This is a genomic window from Streptantibioticus silvisoli (assembly GCF_027947535.2).
Lineage (GTDB): Bacteria > Actinomycetota > Actinomycetes > Streptomycetales > Streptomycetaceae > Streptantibioticus_C > Streptantibioticus_C silvisoli.
In genome coordinates this window covers 15,437-32,221 of sequence record NZ_JAAGKO020000071.1, presented here as the reverse complement: position 1 = coordinate 32,221, position 16,785 = coordinate 15,437, and the positions used below count along the sequence as shown (strand labels likewise).

At 71.0% G+C, this 16,785-nt stretch carries 9 protein-coding genes and 2 pseudogenes; 9 read left to right on the top strand and 2 right to left on the bottom strand.

What is annotated here, in order from left to right; translation table 11 throughout:
* Nucleotides 1-93: 93 nt before the first annotated feature.
* Nucleotides 94-2,688, bottom strand: coding sequence for a P-loop NTPase fold protein (locus tag POF43_RS30915; RefSeq protein WP_282704878.1), 2,595 nt, complete (start codon nt 2,686-2,688; stop codon nt 94-96).
* 275 nt (nt 2,689-2,963) lie between these two features.
* On the opposite strand from POF43_RS30915, the pseudogene POF43_RS30910 reads away from it, so the two are divergent.
* The 3 genes and pseudogenes from POF43_RS30910 (at nt 2,964) to POF43_RS30900 (ending at nt 6,546) form a co-directional block, all read left to right on the top strand.
* A pseudogene (locus POF43_RS30910) lies at nt 2,964-4,148 on the top strand (transposase).
* A gap of 564 nt (nt 4,149-4,712) precedes the next feature.
* A complete protein-coding gene (locus POF43_RS30905; protein ID WP_271315827.1) occupies nt 4,713-5,591 on the top strand; it encodes a PRC and DUF2382 domain-containing protein in 879 nt (292 codons plus the stop codon).
* 544 nt (nt 5,592-6,135) lie between these two features.
* A complete protein-coding gene (locus POF43_RS30900) occupies nt 6,136-6,546 on the top strand; it encodes a hypothetical protein (protein ID WP_271315828.1) in 411 nt (136 codons plus the stop codon).
* A gap of 216 nt (nt 6,547-6,762) precedes the next feature.
* On the opposite strand, the gene POF43_RS30895 is transcribed toward POF43_RS30900, so the two are convergent.
* Nucleotides 6,763-7,362, bottom strand: a complete 600-nt coding sequence (locus POF43_RS30895; protein ID WP_271315829.1) for a TetR/AcrR family transcriptional regulator — start codon at nt 7,360-7,362, stop codon at nt 6,763-6,765.
* 81 nt (nt 7,363-7,443) lie between these two features.
* Between POF43_RS30895 and POF43_RS30890 the strand changes: the two genes are divergently transcribed.
* The 6 genes and pseudogenes from POF43_RS30890 to POF43_RS30865 all read left to right on the top strand — a co-directional run bounded on the left by POF43_RS30890 (nt 7,444) and on the right by POF43_RS30865 (nt 16,698).
* Complete coding sequence (locus POF43_RS30890) at nt 7,444-7,881, top strand: VOC family protein (RefSeq protein ID WP_271315830.1); 438 nt, start codon at nt 7,444-7,446, stop codon at nt 7,879-7,881.
* A gap of 75 nt (nt 7,882-7,956) precedes the next feature.
* Nucleotides 7,957-8,912, top strand: a pseudogene (locus tag POF43_RS30885) (ADP-ribosylglycohydrolase family protein).
* A gap of 821 nt (nt 8,913-9,733) precedes the next feature.
* Complete coding sequence (locus tag POF43_RS30880) at nt 9,734-12,553, top strand: choice-of-anchor D domain-containing protein (protein ID WP_271322560.1); 2,820 nt, start codon at nt 9,734-9,736, stop codon at nt 12,551-12,553.
* A gap of 835 nt (nt 12,554-13,388) precedes the next feature.
* The gene (locus POF43_RS30875) at nt 13,389-13,970 is read left to right on the top strand and encodes a hypothetical protein (protein WP_271322561.1); all 582 of its coding nucleotides are present in this window, start codon (nt 13,389-13,391) and stop codon (nt 13,968-13,970) included.
* Nucleotides 13,967-15,841, top strand: a complete 1,875-nt coding sequence (locus POF43_RS30870) for a GMC family oxidoreductase (RefSeq protein WP_271322562.1) — start codon at nt 13,967-13,969, stop codon at nt 15,839-15,841. The genes POF43_RS30875 and POF43_RS30870 overlap by 4 nt, the downstream gene beginning before the upstream one ends.
* On the top strand, nt 15,838-16,698 hold the full coding sequence (locus POF43_RS30865) for a hypothetical protein (protein ID WP_271322563.1): 861 nt from the start codon (nt 15,838-15,840) through the stop codon (nt 16,696-16,698). Before POF43_RS30870 ends, POF43_RS30865 begins: the two co-directional genes overlap by 4 nt.
* Nucleotides 16,699-16,785: the final 87 nt, after the last annotated feature.

The following is a 16,785-nucleotide window of genomic DNA, read 5'->3' as shown; positions in this document are numbered from 1 at the left end:
GGCTTGGGGGTTCGGGGGGCGAGGTGGCTCGCGGGTTCGGCGGCTCGGCGGTGCGATGGTTCGGGGCAGGCGCTCAGGCACTCAGCTTGTTGTTCAACGCCCGTCTCGTCGAGGGCTCGGGGTGGGGCGGGTCGTCAGGGTCTTCACGATCTGTCCGGCGGGGAAGGAGAGGCGGGCGGCGGGGACGATCCAGGGTTTCCACGCGGCGAGGCGGTCGGGGAGGTGGAGCCCCTCGCCGGCCGCCTCCGCGGTGATCCCCCGGAGTCCGGCCACCAGATCGTCCACCTGCCGGGTGTCGATCCGGTGCGGACCGGTCGTCTGCCCGTCGTCGCCGACGCCAGCGGTGACCGGCTCGTCGGCCGGGAGTGATGCGAGTCGCTCGAGGAAGGTCTCCCAGGTGATGTCCTCGGTGGTGTCCTCGGTCTGGGCGTGCATCTGCCGGCACAGGTGTTGGCCGAGGGCGGGATGGGCGACGAGGGCTGCGAGCAGGACGAGGCCGGCGCGGTAGGGGTGGTGGGCCGGCACCGGGGTGCCGTCCGGCTTTGTGGTGGCGGGTATTTCCTCCAGGTCGTGCTGGTGGTGGGGTTGGCGCAGTGCGGTGAGCAGTCCGTAGCTGTTGATCAGGCGTTTGATCGAGCGGGGTGTCAGTGGCAGGTTCGGTGGTCCGACGATGCGCAGCAGCCTTGCCTCGTCCTCGGTGAAGGTGAGCGGGTCGGGCAGCTCGATGACGGGCAGGCCGTCGACGGCCGGTCCGTACATCTCCTCGTCCCAGGAGCCGTCGGTGGTCGTCGGCAGGTCTGCCGGTCGCCCTGTCGTGCGCAGCGGTTCGGTGGTTCCGGTGGTGGAGGCCGCCGTCCGGTTTTCGTCGGCACCGGTGGCGGGGGCTTGGATGTCGATGAGGCTGTTGATCATGCTGGTGTGGCCGCGCCGGTCGACGGGCGGGAGGGTCAGGACGACCTGGAAGATCTTCTCCAGGTACTGGGCGGGCGTGGACGCCTGGGTGTCGTCGGCGCCGTCGGCCAACACGTTGCCGGGGACGTGGAGGACATCGCGGTAGTGGGCGGCGACCGCGCTCAGCAGCCAGCGGGGGTCGATGGCCATGACCACGACGAACAGCTCGACGGCGAGCAGCAGGTGCACCGCTTCCAGCATCTCCATGACCCGAGCGGGCGGGCAGCGGTCGAGGTCGTCGATGTAGACGACGATCCGGTCGATCTTCGGCAGCTCGTCGCCCGCGCTGTCCCTGACCGGCCCGGCCCGTCCTGCATCCGCGCGGGGTTCGCGGGTGTCGTTGGCCAGGATGGAGGCCATACGTTCGAAGTCCTCACGGATCTGCGTCATCACCCCCAACTGGCTACGGTAGTCGCCCGCAGCCGCACGCTCCCCCACCAAACCCGCCAGCTGACCGGCGGCGGTGAGGTTCTGCATCTCCCGCTCCAAGGCGGCGACCTCGGCATCGGCCACCGCCAGATCGCTCTGCGCCCGGGCCCGCACCTTCTCGGCCACATCCCGCACGCCGGGAAACACGGCCTTCCAGGTCTTCCGCCCCTTGAGGAACCGACGCACCGAGGCCACCACCGGCGGCACACCGGCCAGCAGCGGAGCAGCCAGCAGCCAATGCCGTACATGGGGCGCCAGCAGGTGCAGCCCGAAGACGACCCCCGCCATGACCACCGCCGCCAGGACGAACCAGCCCAGGGCCGGAGCGAACAGGCGCAGCAGCACCCCTGCGGGACTCACGGTGTCGCCGGGTCTCACGATGGCGCGCAGACCCTGCAACGCGGCCCTGAGTCTGAGGCCGCCGAACTCCCCCGGCAGCTTCAGCTTCTGCTTCTTCCTCCCATCCAGGGCCCGCAGGGTCCGATCGAAGTCCGCCCAATCCGCAGCAGCCCGCTTCGCGTTCTTGCTCAGCACGTCGCGCCGCTCGCGGGCAGCAGCCAGCCGTTCAGGAACCCGCCGCCTGGCAACCAACTCGGCAGACAACGCCGACAACTCCCGCTGCGCCGCGCCCGGGTCCTCCCCGGGCGGTGCGGCGAGCTGCGAGAACAGTTCGGCAACCAAACTCGCCCACAAACCGGTCTCCGCATAATGCCAGGCGTTGAAACGCACCTGCCGCACAAACCGGCACGCCCCCGGACGACCGCTGCGCCCTTCCACCTTCTGGCGCACGAGGTCGAGGAAGTGGCTCTTGCCCTCACCCCAGTCACCGAACAACCCGACCGCCAGCGGCGGGCTCGCCGTCCGCGCCGTCACCAGCTCCGCAACCGCCCGCGCCTCCCCGTCCCGCTCCAGCTCATCGACCGCCCCCGCAGCGAGCCCGTCCGAGCGATAACCCGGCAGCCGAGGCACCACCGTCGGCCGACAGACCTGCCACAACCCCACCCTCCCGCCGTCGCTGCCGGTGGCGAGGAGGAGCCGGTCCCCGTCCCGCGCCCACCCCACCGACAACACGCCGCCCCCCGGGAAGTCGAGGGGTTTGCCGAGGGGGACGGCGTGGTCGGCATCCTTCTCCACCACCCACAACCCCACCCCCCCGCCGCTGCTGCCGGCGGCGAGGAGGAGCCGATCCCCGTCCCGCGCCCACCCCACCGACCACACGACGCCCCCCAGGCCGGTGAAGGGCTCACCCAGCGGCAACACGCCTTCCGGGATGGGCTGTTGGGCGTCTTGGCGGGGTGAGGTCGTCATGCCGCAATGATGCGCCAGCCCGACACCGGGGCAGGAGAAAGCCGGTCGCCGCACCGCTGCCTCTACCGCCCCAGGCGGGGCCGACCGTCCCCGCAATCGGAAACCGCTTCGGTGATCCGTGCGCTTCCAGGCAAGCAGCATCTGCTCCGATCACGGTTCCGCCCGACGCCTGCCCCGGATCGCACAGCCGGTGCAGGCGGTCACCTGTCGGAGAGGACCTCCCGGAACAGCGGGCGTCCGAAACTAAGCGACAGCGGAACGACGGGAGTGTGAGCATGTGCGTCGTGAAAGCTGTTGATCATGAAAAGGCCACGAGGGTAAGTGCGCTGCACGACGCTGTCCGCGTCGAATCCCTGGCTGTGCCGTCCCGGTTCCGGACCGACTTCTACGACTGCCTTGCAGGCCGCGCGGACGCGCTGTTCGAGTTGACCGAGGCAGTGCTGTGCACCGACGGACCGGTGCGATCGCTCGTCGACCTCGCGCTGGCACCGGAGCACCGCAGTGGTCACGGTTCCCTCTACCCCGGCCTGAACCGCGGCGGGCTCGACGTCGCCCGACTGCGGCGGGTGCTCGCCGGGGTGCCGCTGCCGCGGGAGCCGATGGCCGGCTGGTCCTGGCGGTGGATGTCTCGCCGGGGCTGCGGCCGGACACCAACACCGTGCCGGACCGCTCGTTCTGCCACACCTACGGCCGCAGCACCGCCAAGCACCAGATGATTCGCCGGCTGGACCTACTCGGTTGTCGCCGCCCTGGAGACCGGCCGTACCTCCTGGACCGCCCTCCTGGACGCAGTCCGACTCACCCCCGGCGCGGACCTGGCCGCCACCACCGCCCAGGCCCGCGATGTCGTCGAACGGCTCATCGCCGCGGGCCAGTGGGTCGAGGGCAATCCGGACATCCTGATAGTGCTGGACGCCGACTACGACGCCCCGCGCATCGCCCACCTGCTGTCCGGCCCGCCGATCGAGATCCTGGGTCGGACGCGCTCGGACCAGGTCATGCGCCACCCGACACCGCCGCGCGTCTGCGCCCCCAAGGGCGGCCGACCGCCCAAACTCGGCGGGGAGTTCGTCTTCGACCACCCCGCCACCTGGGGCGAGGAACAGGCCGTCACGGTCTCCGACACCCGGCCCTACGGCACGGCCACCACGCGGGCCTGGGACCGGCTGCACCCGAGGCTGATCCGCCGGGCCGCCTGGCTCGACCACGACGGCCCTCTGCCGATCATCGAGGGCACCGTCATCCGCCTGGACGTCGAACACCTGCCGTCCGGCGGGGTCAACAAACCGGTCTGGCTGTGGTGTTCACGCACCGGCGTCACCCTGGCCGACGTCGACCGCTGCTGGCAGGCCTTCCTACGGCGCTTCGACAACATACCTTCCGCATGCTCAAACAGACCCTCGGCTGGACTCGGCCCCGCATGCGCGACTCCGCTGCCGTCGACCGCTGGACCTGGTTGATCATCGCCGCCGCCCACACCCAACTCCGCCTCGCCCGCCCCCTCGCCACCGACCTACGCCGCCCCTGGGAGAAGCCCGCACCGCTGCACAAACTCACCCCGGCCCGCGTCCGGCGCCGGTTCCGGAACCTCCGCACGAGAACGGGGGTTCGCCGGCCGATGCACCGAAGCCCACCAGCCCCGGCCCGGGCGCCCGCCCGGTTCGAAGAACCGCCGCCCCGCCACCCGCTACGACGTCGGAAGAGTCCTCGCCACAGGCGAGGCGTACCAGCGACCGCTCCCCACAAGGTCGGCACCAAACCCCGACGAAGTGGTTGAACAAGAAGCTCAGGCGCTCAGCGAGGATGCGTTCCGGGCCCGTCCACGTACCGCGACCGGCGACCGGGCACCCGTCGACCGCCGACCAACCCACCGGGCATCCGGGCCCCAGGGGGAAGAAGTTGCCGTCGCGCAAAACAAGGGCATAATGCGGCGATTTATCCCATGCCCGATTTTAAGATCTTTGAGGTGTTTTCGTTCCCCTATGGCGGTACGTGATGAACAGGCGTATCTCAAGGAGGACTAAATGATCACCGAAGATCAAATCCCCGCGGTACTCGACCACGCCGTCACCGACCCGGGCGGAGACAGGATAGGCGAGGCGCACCACGTGTTTCTCGATGACGCGACGGGGCGGCCCGACTGGATAGCGGTCAAGACCGGCATGCTCGGTCGGCACGAGATATTCGTGCCGATCCGGGACGCCACCCTGAGCGGCGATCACCTGGAGATCCCTTACACCAAGGAAACGGTGAAGAACGCGCCGAACGTCGATGTGGATGAGAACGGCCACCTGTCCCAGCAGGAGGAGCACGTCCTCTTCGATTACTACGGCATCGACTGGGACAGGGCCTGGCAGGAGCACCAGGCCGCCGCGGGTACCGAGGCGGGTACCGGTACGGCGGCCGGCGCCGCCACTGCGGCCGGTGGTCAATCCGCGGCATCGGGTCGCATCACGGATGAGACGGCGGGGAATGCCGGCGGGCGGCCCACCGAGGCTTCGATGACCCGGTCGGAGGAGCGGATGCGGGTCGGCACCGAGCGGCACGAGACGGGTCGGGCGCGGCTGCGCAAGTACGTGGTCACCGAGGAGCAGCAGATGACCGTACCCGTGCGCAAGGAGGAGGTCCGGATCGAGCGGGAGCCGATCACCGAGGCCAACCGGGACGAGGCCATGCTGTCCGGCCCCGCGATGGCCGACGCGGAGCAGGAGGTCACCCTGTACGAGGACCGTACGGTGGTGGAGACCACGGCCGAGCCGGTGGAGCGGGTCCGGATGACCGTGGAGGAGCACGTCGAGGAGGAGACCGTGACGGGGCAGGTCCGCAAGGAGCGGATCGACGCCGGCCCGGTCGAGGACACCGACGTCGACAAGAGCGCGAAGAACCGGGACCGTCGGCGCTGAGCCGCAGTCCCGCTCCGGACGGACTGCGGACCGGAGCGCGGACCGCCGCCCGGTCTCGCGAGTTCACCGGCGCGGAATCCGCCCCGGGCGCGTGGCAGCTGTCCGAACCCGAACCCGAACCCGTGCGCGGCCGCGTTCCCTCTGACCGGCGAACTCCTCGGGCGGTGCAGTACGCGACGCCGATGATCCGGCGGGTGGATGAATCCGCCAGCGTCACGGAGCAGCCAAGCCGCAGCTGGGCCTGATCCCGTCCGTGGACGCCGTCATTCACCGCGGCGAGGATGCCGGGATGACGGAACCAAGGCTGCCCGCCATTCGGCCCGTTGCGCAGCGGAAGCGGAAGTAATTTCCCATTCGCATTCGGCGCCGGGAGATTGACGGGAATGGCGAGGATGGCGGGAATAGTGGAACGCGGAGTGCAGCCGAATCCTCGTCAGCCGATCCGCGTTACCCGAGTGGGGACAACCGGCGTGACATCTGCCGCCCGACATGCGGGAACCCAGGATTGTCCGGGCAACATCATCGCGAATATGAGGTGCATTAGATGCTGATCATCGGCCTGCTGTTGATTGCGGCCACCGCCGTTTTCTCGGCACTGCTCATCGCCTTCAACCTCTCCGGAGGCCCCAATTACGCAGTCTCCATGTTCGGCAGCCATCCGTTCACGATCAGCGTGCTCGGAGCCTTCCTCGGCGGATTGGCCCTGGCCCTGATATTCGGTCTCGGGCTGTGGCTCATGCTGGGCGGCGCGGCCCTTCTCGCCCGCCGCAGGAGGAAGCATCTCGCGGCACGCCACGAGGCGCGGGACGCCGTCGCCGAGCGCGACGACATGAGGGGACAGCTTGACGACGCCCGTGGGACATCGGCCACGGACCCCTCCCGCGAGGGAGCGACACGCCGCCCCGGGCCGACCAGGCATCGCGGGAGTCACCGTCTCCATCTCCCCGGGCACTGACGAGCCCGTCACCCCTGCGCCGGTTGCCGAGAGGGCGCCCGTTGCTCGCGACCTCTCGGCCACCGCAGGCGCACGATCCAAACCGGGCCGGACCGGACCAGTTCGGTCCGGTCCGGTTGGGTTCGGACCGGTTGGGTTCGCCCGCCTGGATCCGCCCGCGCCTGGACGGCCCCGGGCGGGCGCATTCCCGTGGGTCCGCCGGCAACCGGTAAGCCCTCAGGCCGCGGCGGCCAAGGATTTCGCGGCTGCCGCGGCCCGCTGGCGGGTGGCGTCGACGCAGTCCGGGGTGGGGCCGAAGACGCCTTCGAGCAGGAAGACGGCAAGTCCGTGGGCGGCGGCGGAGACCGTCAGGAGAAGTTCGCGGGCGGCCGGACCGGTACCGCGTACCTTCGTGCACGGCACCGTCAGCAGCGCCAGCACGTCGTTCCCGGCCTGCGCCAGCGTCGGATAACGGGACTTGTCGAGCCCGGCGGCGAAGATGATCTCGAACAGTGCCCGTTCCTCGACCGCGAACAGGACGTAGGCGGAAGCGAACGCGGCGAGTTGCTCGACCGGGTCCTGCGAAAGCGCCAGGGCCGCGGTGAAGCGGCGGCGCTGCTCGGCGTAGCCGCGCTCGGCCAGCGAGGCGAGCAGCGCCTCCCGGTCGGCGTAGTGCTTGTAGGGAGCCGCGACGCTGACCCCGGCCCGCCGGCTGGCCTCGGCGAGGGTGAATCCGCGCGGCCCGGATCGCGCGATCAGTTCGAGCGCGGCCTCCTCCAGCGCGCTGCGCAGATTGCCGTGGTGGTGGCCGACGGAACGTTTGACAGGTGGGGGCATGCCACTTAGGTTAACACCACTCACCAGGTGAATGGCATTTACCTTGCCGTCCCCCATCAGCTCCCAAGCCCAGGACCCGCCGTGACCGACAGCCGCCCGTTCTCCGCCGCCTTCCATCACGTCAGCATTTCCGTCGCAGACCTCGATGCCCAACAGCGCTGGTATCAGGAGGCGTTGGGGTTGGACGAGGTCGTCGAGTGTTTCGAACTGCCCGAACCACCGGTGCGTACCACCGTCCTGCGCGGCTCGGGCGGCCTCCAGGTCGAGTTGATCGAACGCGCCGGCTCCGGCCGGGTCCGCGAGTTCGACGACCCCCTGGACGCCTCCCGCGATCGCGGCTACGGCCACTGGGCCATCGCGGTCGACGATCTCGCCCACGCCTTCGCCCACTTGACCGAAGCGGGCGGCACCCCCGTCTGGCCCCCGGCCCCCGCCGTACGGCCCGGCGCCCGGTTCGCCTACGTGAAGGACCCCGAGGGCAACCTCATCGAACTGATCGAAGGCCCGCACGCCGACTGACGCGCTTCAGCTGCCCGAAGAGCCTCAGCCGGCGCAGTCGCACGGTCACCGAAGTGCCACCGACAGCCTGCGCGAGTGAAGCGTATTGAGCGGGCGGTCGGCGCCGTGGTCGGCTCGGCGGTGGGTGACGCGCTGGGAGCGCCTTTCGAGTTCGGCCCCCAGGGCGTGTTCTCGGCTCGGTTCCCCACTCCGGGGGGCGGGGGCGAGATGTGCGGAGGCGGCGGCTGGGAGCCGGGCGAGGCCACGGACGACACACAGATGGCCGTCCTCGTCGCGGAGTCACTCCTGCAGCGGGGAGGGCTGGACCTGCCGGACGTCTTCGCCCGCTTCCAGCGGTGGGCGGCAGCCGGTCCCAAGGACATCGGCCTGCAGACCGAGGACGTCCTGACCAACGGCATGCCATGGGACCTGGCCGCCGCGACCCATCTCCGGGTCAACCAACGAGCGGCCGGCAACGGCTCTTTGATGAGGGCCTCGACATCTGCGGTCCATTTCGCAGGTGCCGGCCGACCGGCCACCATGGATGCCGCCCGGCGCATCGCCGCTCTCACCCATGGCGACCGCGCCGCCTGGGAGGGCACCGCAGTGTTCCACGAACTCGTCCGGGTCGCCCTCGCGGACGCCGACCCTCTCGGCGCCCTCCCGGACATTCTGGCTCACGTCCATCCCGATCACCGCCGGCGATACGCCACGGTCCTGGCGCCCGACTGGCATCCCGATCAGGCGACCGAGTTCAACGGCGCGGTCTGGCCCTGCCTGGGCTCGGCAGTCCGGGCGTTGCGCGGCACCAACAGCTTCGAGGGCGCGATCCGTGCGGCGATCGACCTGGGCGGTGACACCGACACCGTCGCGCGGTCACCGGCGGCCTCGCGGGTGCCTTCTACGGACTGCACGCGATCCCTGCCCGCTGGACCGCATCGCTCCACGTCCCCCTGCCAGGGTTCGACGGGCGGGTGCTGCGACTGCCTGACCTGGTCGATCTCGCTCGCCAACTCGGGGAATCGGCCCCGCACAACGCCTTCAACGGCTGACCTCACTCCCCGGATCCCGGTCAGCCACCCGCGCCGTGACGGAATCCCCGTTCCGTCCGACCGCTTCCGCGTGGTGATCGACGACCTGCCGACCCAACTCCGCGGGTCGGCAACGGAGTTCCACCCGGGGCAACGCCGATGAGGATCGCGTTCGCCCTCAACCCGCGCCGTCCACGTGAACCGGTTCAACAGAGGTGTTCGACGCGGCCGCTCGCATCGGTCCGGGCCGGAAGGTGCACCTCACCCCTTCGCGAACCGCCGCCCACCGTTCGCCTTCATACGACCCACCCGAGCCGTACGCTCCCGCCACCCGCTCCGGCGCACCCGCACCGTCACCGGCCGTCGCCGGCGCAGCCGTCCCCCGCACCCGCCACTCCGCGCCAACCCCATCCCACCCGCCGCCCGGCGCCCACCGCCCCCACCCATGTCCACCGCGACCGCCGCGATCCGCCCTCGCAGTCGCCCATACGACCCCCCTCCGTCGACAAGTCTCATCACCGTGTTCATTTCTTGCAATGTTCGGTCGACATATTGTGGCCGACTTCCGCCGGTGGTTAGGTGATGCCTGCCGCGGAGCGCCGTCGCGCAACGACCTCCGTGGTGCATCGCGCCGCCGAGTGCCGCCGCTCCGCCCGTAACGCCGCCGCTCCATGTGCACATCGCCCCGTCCGCCGGCGATCCGGTGGTGGACGAGGCGCGGCCCTCCCCCACCAGAAAGCCGAAGGAGCCGCTCCGTGTTCTTCCGCCCTCCCCGCCCCCGCCCGCGGGTGACACCCCGCGAACCCCGTGCACACCGCGCCGTCGCGCGGACCGGACGCCTGATGGCCGGTGTCACCGCGGCAGCTCTGCTGGCCGCCGCGCCGCTGCTGGCCCTGCCGGCCGGTCAGGCCGCCGCCGCCACCGTGCCCGGTGCGTCGGTGCCGTTCACCGAGTACCTCGCGGCGAGCGCCTCGACCAACGGTTCGGTGCTGGCCCCCGACTACACCTACGGCTCGCTGGCCTCCGAGGCGACCGGACGTCAGGCCGTGCAACTGGTCGGCCAGGGCAAGTACGTCCAGTTCACCCTCACCGCGCCGGCCAACGCCGTCGACTTCCACTACGCGATCCCCGACTCGCTGGACGGCACTGGCCTGACGGCTCCGCTGAGCCTGTACGTCAACGGCACCAAGACCCAGGACCTCCAGCTCACCTCCCAGGACAGCTGGCTGTACGGCGCCTACACCTTCACCAACAACCCCGGTGACGTGGGCGATCCGCAAAGCGCCGTGCCGCACGACTTCTACAACGACGTGCGCACGATGTTCCCGTCCGTGCTCCCGGCCGGCACCGTCGTCAAACTCCAGGTCGACGCGGGCGACACCGCGCCCTGGTACGTCGTCAACACCGCCGACTTCGAGAACGTCGCCGCCCCGCTGCCCAAGCCGGCCGGCTACCTCGACGTCACCGCCGCGCCGTACAACGCGGACCCGACCGGTGTCACGGACGCCACCGCCGCGGTGACCCAGGCGATCAGCGACGCCGAGGCCGCGGGCACCGGTGTCTACCTGCCCAAGGGCCTGTTCAAGATCAGCTCCCCGATCGGCCTGAACAAGGTCGGGGTCGCCGGCGCCGGTGAGTGGTACACCGAACTGACCGGCCACAACGTGGAGTTCTACGGCAACGTCGGCCAGACCACCGACGTCACCGTCCACGACCTGTCGATGTTCGGCAACGTCAACACCCGTGACGACAGTGACGGAACGGTCAACGGGTTCAACGGCGGCTTCAACAACACCACGATCTCCAACGTCTGGATCCAGAACGAGAAGGTCGGCGCCTGGGTGGTGGGAGCCACCACCAACCTGAAGTTCCAGAACATGCGCATCCAGGACACCCTCGCCGACGGCATCAACTTCGACGGCGGGGTCACCGACTCCTCGGTCTCCAACAGCTTCCTGCGCAACACCCAGGACGACGGCCTGGCCATGTGGTCCTCGACCAACGACAGCGGCGACACCTTCGACCACGACACCGTCGACTCCCCCGGCCTGGCCAACAACATCGCTCTGTACGGCGGTTCGGACAACAGCGTCACCAACAACCTCGTGCAGGACACCGTCACCCGCGGCGGCGGCATCCACGTCGGCAACCGCTTCGGCGCCGCCGCCCTGGCCGGCACCACCACCATCAGCGGCAACAAGCTCGTGCGCACCGGCCAGTTCGACCCGGGCTGGGACTACGGCGTCGGCGCCATGTGGTTCTTCGCCCTGGACTCCGCGATGTCCGGCACGATCAACGTGACGGGCAACGAGATCGACTCCAGCCCCTACGAGGCGTTCCAGTTCGAGGGCACCCTCGAAGGCGGCAAGGCCATCACCGGGGTCAACATCAGCAACGACACCGTCAACGGCGTGGGGACCTACGTCTTCCAGGACCAGACCTCCGGCTCCGCCAGCGTCTCCGGCGTGACCGCGACCGGGGTCGGCGTCGGCGGTGTCGAGGACTGCTCCTCCGGGTTCGCCCTCAACCTCGGTTCCGGCAACACCGGTTGGTCGGCCACCCCGTCCACCTGCGGGTTCCCGTCCTCGGCCCCGCTCGCCGCGTTCCCCAGCACCGTCACGTTCGAGAACGCGGCGGTCGGTTCGGCGACCCCGGTGCAGAAGGTGACGATCTACAACACCGCCCGGGCCGCGGCGGCCCTCGGCGGCATCTCCGCCAGCGGCGGCTTCACCGTCACCAAGGACGCCAGCCACCCGTGCGGCAGCTCGCTGGACGCGGCCAACGACACCGATCCCGGCATCTGGTGCCAGATCGACGTCTCCTACACCGCGCCCACCTCCGGCATCACCACCGGCACCCTGACCATCCCGAGCAGCGAACCGGGCAGCCCGACCACCGTCCAACTGGTCGGCAGCGACGGCGGAACCACCGTCCACACGCCGGTGTCGGTCAGCCCCGGCTCGCTCGCGTTCGGTGACGAGGCGGTGGGCTCGACCACCGCCGCGCAGACCGTGACCGTCAGCAACCCCGGCGCGAGCGCGGCCACCCTCTCCTCGGTCACCACCTCCGGTCCCTACGCCCAGACCAACACCTGCGGCGCCACGCTCGCGGCAGGCGCGTCCTGCAAGGTCAGCGTCACGTTCACCCCGACCGCCGGCGGCGCCCAGAACGGCAGCCTCGCCATCGCCAACTCCACCACCTCCACCCCGGTCGGCGCCACGCTCACCGGCACCGGCGTCACCGGCACCACCAACCTCGCCTCCGGCGCCGTACTGACCGCGAGCAGCAGCGCCGGCGGCTTCCCCGTCTCCAACGCCAACGACAGTGACACCAGCAGCTACTGGGAATCCGCGCAGAACGCCTTCCCGCAGTGGGCGCAGGCCGACCTGGGCTCCGACGTGCAGATCGGCTCCGTGACGCTGGACGTGCCGCCATCGTCGGCCTGGAACACCCGCACCCAGACCCTGTCGGTCTCCGGTTCCACCGACGGCAGCACCTGGACCACCCTGAAGGCAGCCGCCGGCTACACCTTCGACCCCTCCACCGGCAACACCGTCACCATCACCCTGCCCAAGAGCACGGTCCGCTACGTCCGCCTGACCTTCACCGCCAACACCGGGTGGCCGGCCGCCCAGCTCTCCGACTTCCAGATCTACCCCTGATCCGCGCCCTCCCCGACACACCGCGGGGCCGCCCTCCACAGGGTTCGTCGCAGCGGCCAGCACCGGCGCGTGCGACCGGGAAGTCGCCTGCGCGGCGCGGAAGTTGACCGAAGCCACGGGACACCTGCGGGCCAGCGACCGGCAAAGCCGGCCGGCCGCAGGTGTCCCGTCGCGGTGGGGGCCCGGCCGCGCCCGGAGAACCGCGGTGGCCGGGAGACCATCCCCACGCCTCCACACTCCCCCGCATCGGCGCTGACCAGCGGAAACCCGGCGCACACCGAGGACACCCGATGCCTTGTCAGGTTTTTGCGTAATCGAGTTAACTGATTGCAGCTGCCTGTCGCCGCTGCTACTTTCCTGGGACGCGACTCCCCACCGGGACCGAGGTTCGCCAACCCGCTGCTGTTCCTCACCGCGATGGGAGCCGTGTGCACCGCCTGGGGCCTGCACCGGATGCGCGGGTTCCTGCTGCGCCGATGCACGCCGAGTGCCGAACGGCCATGACCACGTGCCGCGGCGCCTGCACCGGATGCGCGGGTTCCTCCTGCGCTGATGCCGCGGCCTTCCGCTCCGGGCGGATGCCGGGCGCCCGCTCCGCGCGCTCGGCGGCCCGGGCGTTCGCCGGAGTCGACGCCTCGACGGCAACGCGGCCAACGCGGCGTTCGTCGCGCTGAGTTGAAGTTCACTCACACGGGGCGACATAGCAAGGCATGAACGGTCGGGCGCCGAGGTAGGGATCTCGGCGGATCACGCGACCGGGGGCGGGAAGTCACACCGAGGGGGTTCGGCCGATGACGTCGACTGACGATGACCGGCGCTGCGAGCGAGATGCCGGGTGAGCGCCCCGGCCACCGGCGGCCCGGACCCCGCCGGCCCCCATCCCGCCGGTTCCGATCTCACCGGTCCGGACACCGCCGGTCCGGACACCGGCCCCGGACAGGAGTCCACCCTCAAGCAGGACACCACTGCCGGGCTGGACGCCGAGCGGTTCGTCCGCCTCTCGGTCGCGCTGACGGGGTTCGACGCCGCCGAACTCGCGGAGACCGGCCTGGCGGAGGTCTACCGGGCCCTGGTGGCACGGCAGTTGGGCCCCCGGCGCTACGGCGATCTGCTCGGTGCGCTGGACCGCGCGGGCGGGGACGCCGACGGGCCGGCCGGCCTCCCGGTCCACGAGCTCCTCACCGGTGACGAGGCGCTCGGCGACCTCGCGCGGGCCGTGTGCCATCTGTGGTACCTGGGAACGTGGCCGGGGCTGCCCGGGGAGGACGGGCCGCCCGTCCCCTCCCCGGTCTCGGCGCACGCCTACGCCGGCGCCCTGGTGTGGCGCAGCTTCGGCGGTCACGCGCCCGGCACCGGACGGCCCGGTTACGGCTCCTGGTCGCTGCCGCCCGCCGGGGCGACGGGAGGCGGCAGGTGAGGCCCGGCGAGGAGTACTTCGACGTGGTCGTGGTCGGGGCGGGGATCGCGGGCTCGCTGATCGCACGGCGGCTGGGCGAGCGGGGCTGGCGCGTCCTGGTCCTGGAGGCCGGTGTGGGCGACGGTGACCGCGGGCCGGGGCGGGCGGCGGACGTGGACCGGTTCCGTACCGCGACGGCGAAGGTCCCCAGCGCGGCGATCGCGGACAACTCCCTGGTCCCGTCACCCGACGTGCTCGACCTGCGCGGCAGCCCCGGCGGGGGCTACCGGGCCGACGGGCACTTCGTCCAGAACGGTCCGCTGCCCTACGCGAGCGGCTACCTCCGGGTCAACGGCGGTACGGGCACGGCCTGGACGGGCCTGACGCCGCGGATGCACCCGGAGGACTTCCGCACCGCGGACTTCGGCTACGGCCGTGACTGGCCGTTCGACTATGCGGAGTTGGAGCCGTACTACCGGGCTGCCGAACACGAGTTGGGGGTGGCCGGCGATCCGGCGGAGCAGCGGGAGCTGGTCGGGCTGCCGTTGCGGGACGGTTACGACTTCCCGCAGCGTGCGATCCCCGCGAGCCATCTCGACCGGATGCTGGCCGACCGGCTCGACGGGCGCCACGTCATGGAGCCGGCCGGGACGCGGCCGATCGAACTGCGGGTCGTCGGTACCCCTCAGGCCCGCAACAGCACGGCCACCGAAGCGTACGGGCCGGCGTGCGAGGGCAGCGCCAGTTGCATCCCCGTCTGCCCGACCGGGGCCAAATACACCCCGGCACGCACGCAGGCCCGCTGGAGCGCGAGCGTCACCCTGCTCACCCGGGCGGTGGCGGGCCGGCTCGTGGCGGACGCCGGGGGCCGGATCACCGGGGTGGAGTACCAGCTTTACGACGATCCGGCGCAGCCCGCCCGCGTCATCCGGCGGACGGCGCGGGCGGACACCGTCGTACTGGCCGCGCACGCCGTGGAGAACGCCCGGCTGCTGCTCGCCTCCGGCCTCGCCAACTCCAGCGGACAGGTGGGCCGCAACCTGATGGACCACCCGGTCCTGCTCACTTGGGGCCTCATGCCCGAACGCACCGGCCCCTACCGGGGTTCCGGGTCGACCTCCGGACTGGAGGGTTTCCGCTTCGGCCCGGCGCGGGCCACCCGTGCGCCCTTCCGGGTCGAGATCGGCAACTGGGGCTGGACCTGGGCGGCCGGCCCGCCCGACCGCGAGGTCGCCACCCTGCTGCGCGGCGGTGACCCTACGGCGTCCGGCGGCACGGGCGGCGGCCGGGGGCTGTTCGGCGCGCGGTTGCGGCAGGCGGTCGGGGACCGGATCGGGCGGCAGTTCGCCCTTCAGTTCGAGATGGAGCAGAGCGCCGACCCCGCCAACCGCGTCACGCTCGACCCCCGGCACCGCGACCTGCTGGGCAACCCGCGACCCGTGCTCACCTACGACCTGTCCGACCACGTGAAGCGGGGCATCGCCGCGGCCAAGTCCGTGTCGGACCAGATCTTCGCCCTGCTGGGGGCGCAGGACCACAGCCGGTACGAACCGGGGCTGTCGGAGCCCGGGTGGTTCGAGTACGGCGGCCGGCCCTACGCCTATCGCGGCGCGGGCCACGGCGCCGGCACCCACATCATGGGCGGCCAGCCGTCCGACTCCGTCGTCGACGCGTGGCAGCGCTGCTGGGACCACCCCAATCTGTACGCCGTGGGCTGCGGCAGCATGCCCTCCCTCGGCACCTCCAACCCGACCCTGACCATGGCCGCGATCACGCTGCGCAGCGCCGAACAGATCCACCGCGACCTGTCCGGACGGCACAGCGCGGCCGGCCCGCCGGCCCCCGTGCGAGTCCCCGCGCCGACCACACCCGAGGAGACGCCCGCCCCATGACCAGCGACCTCACGCTGCCGCCCGTCGCCGCCCCGTACCTGCTGCCCTTCCACTACGGAGCCCTGCACAACGTCGGCCTGGACTACCTGGTCGCCCCCGGCCCGGTCCGCAAGACGCTGGCCGAGCACCATCCCGACCTGACCGCCGCCGACTTCGGCGGCCGGGCCTGCGTCACGCTCAACTACCAGCTGTACTTCGCCCAGTACCCGAACGGCGGCGGCGTCACCCAGGAGATCGAGTACAGCATCGTCGCCCACCCCACCGCGAGCGCCGATCGCCTGGCCCGCCTGTCGTACGAGGAGTACGCGCGGGGCCACGACCAGACCAAACTGCTCGGGATCGCCCGGCTCCACGTCCTGTGCGACAACCCGCTGGCCATCGAGGCGGGCACGAAGCTGTACGGCGAGCCCAAGTACCCGGCCTCGTTCGAGGTGACCATGCCCTCCCTGAACGGTCCGGGTGGCGAGAGCTGGCACATCGCGTGCCACCAGGCCGCCAACACCCCCTCCGGGGACGGCGCCGACCGCCGGGCCGCCTCACCGTTGTTCTCCTTCGACGCCGACCTGACCGAACTGCCCCGCGTCCCGGTCAACAACACGCCCATCACCGGCTACGGCACCGACCCCGACGGCCGCCCGCTCGCCGGTCCCATGAACGTCTACCAGCCCTACCAGTACCTCCCGCTGGCGACGCAGACCGCCGACCGCGTACGGCTCACCGTCCACGACGCGTCCTCACCGGTCGGCGCCGACCTGCTCACCCTCATCGGCGACGCCCCCGCGGCCGGCGCGTGGACCTACCAATCTCCCCCGGTCGCCGCCCACAACCGCCCGTACTACGTACCGCGCATGAGCTGATCAGTCATCAATACTGCACTGAACAACGATATGTGATTGGCCGTCACTTCAAGCGCTGTCGACGACTGCGATCCTCCGTCGGCAGGG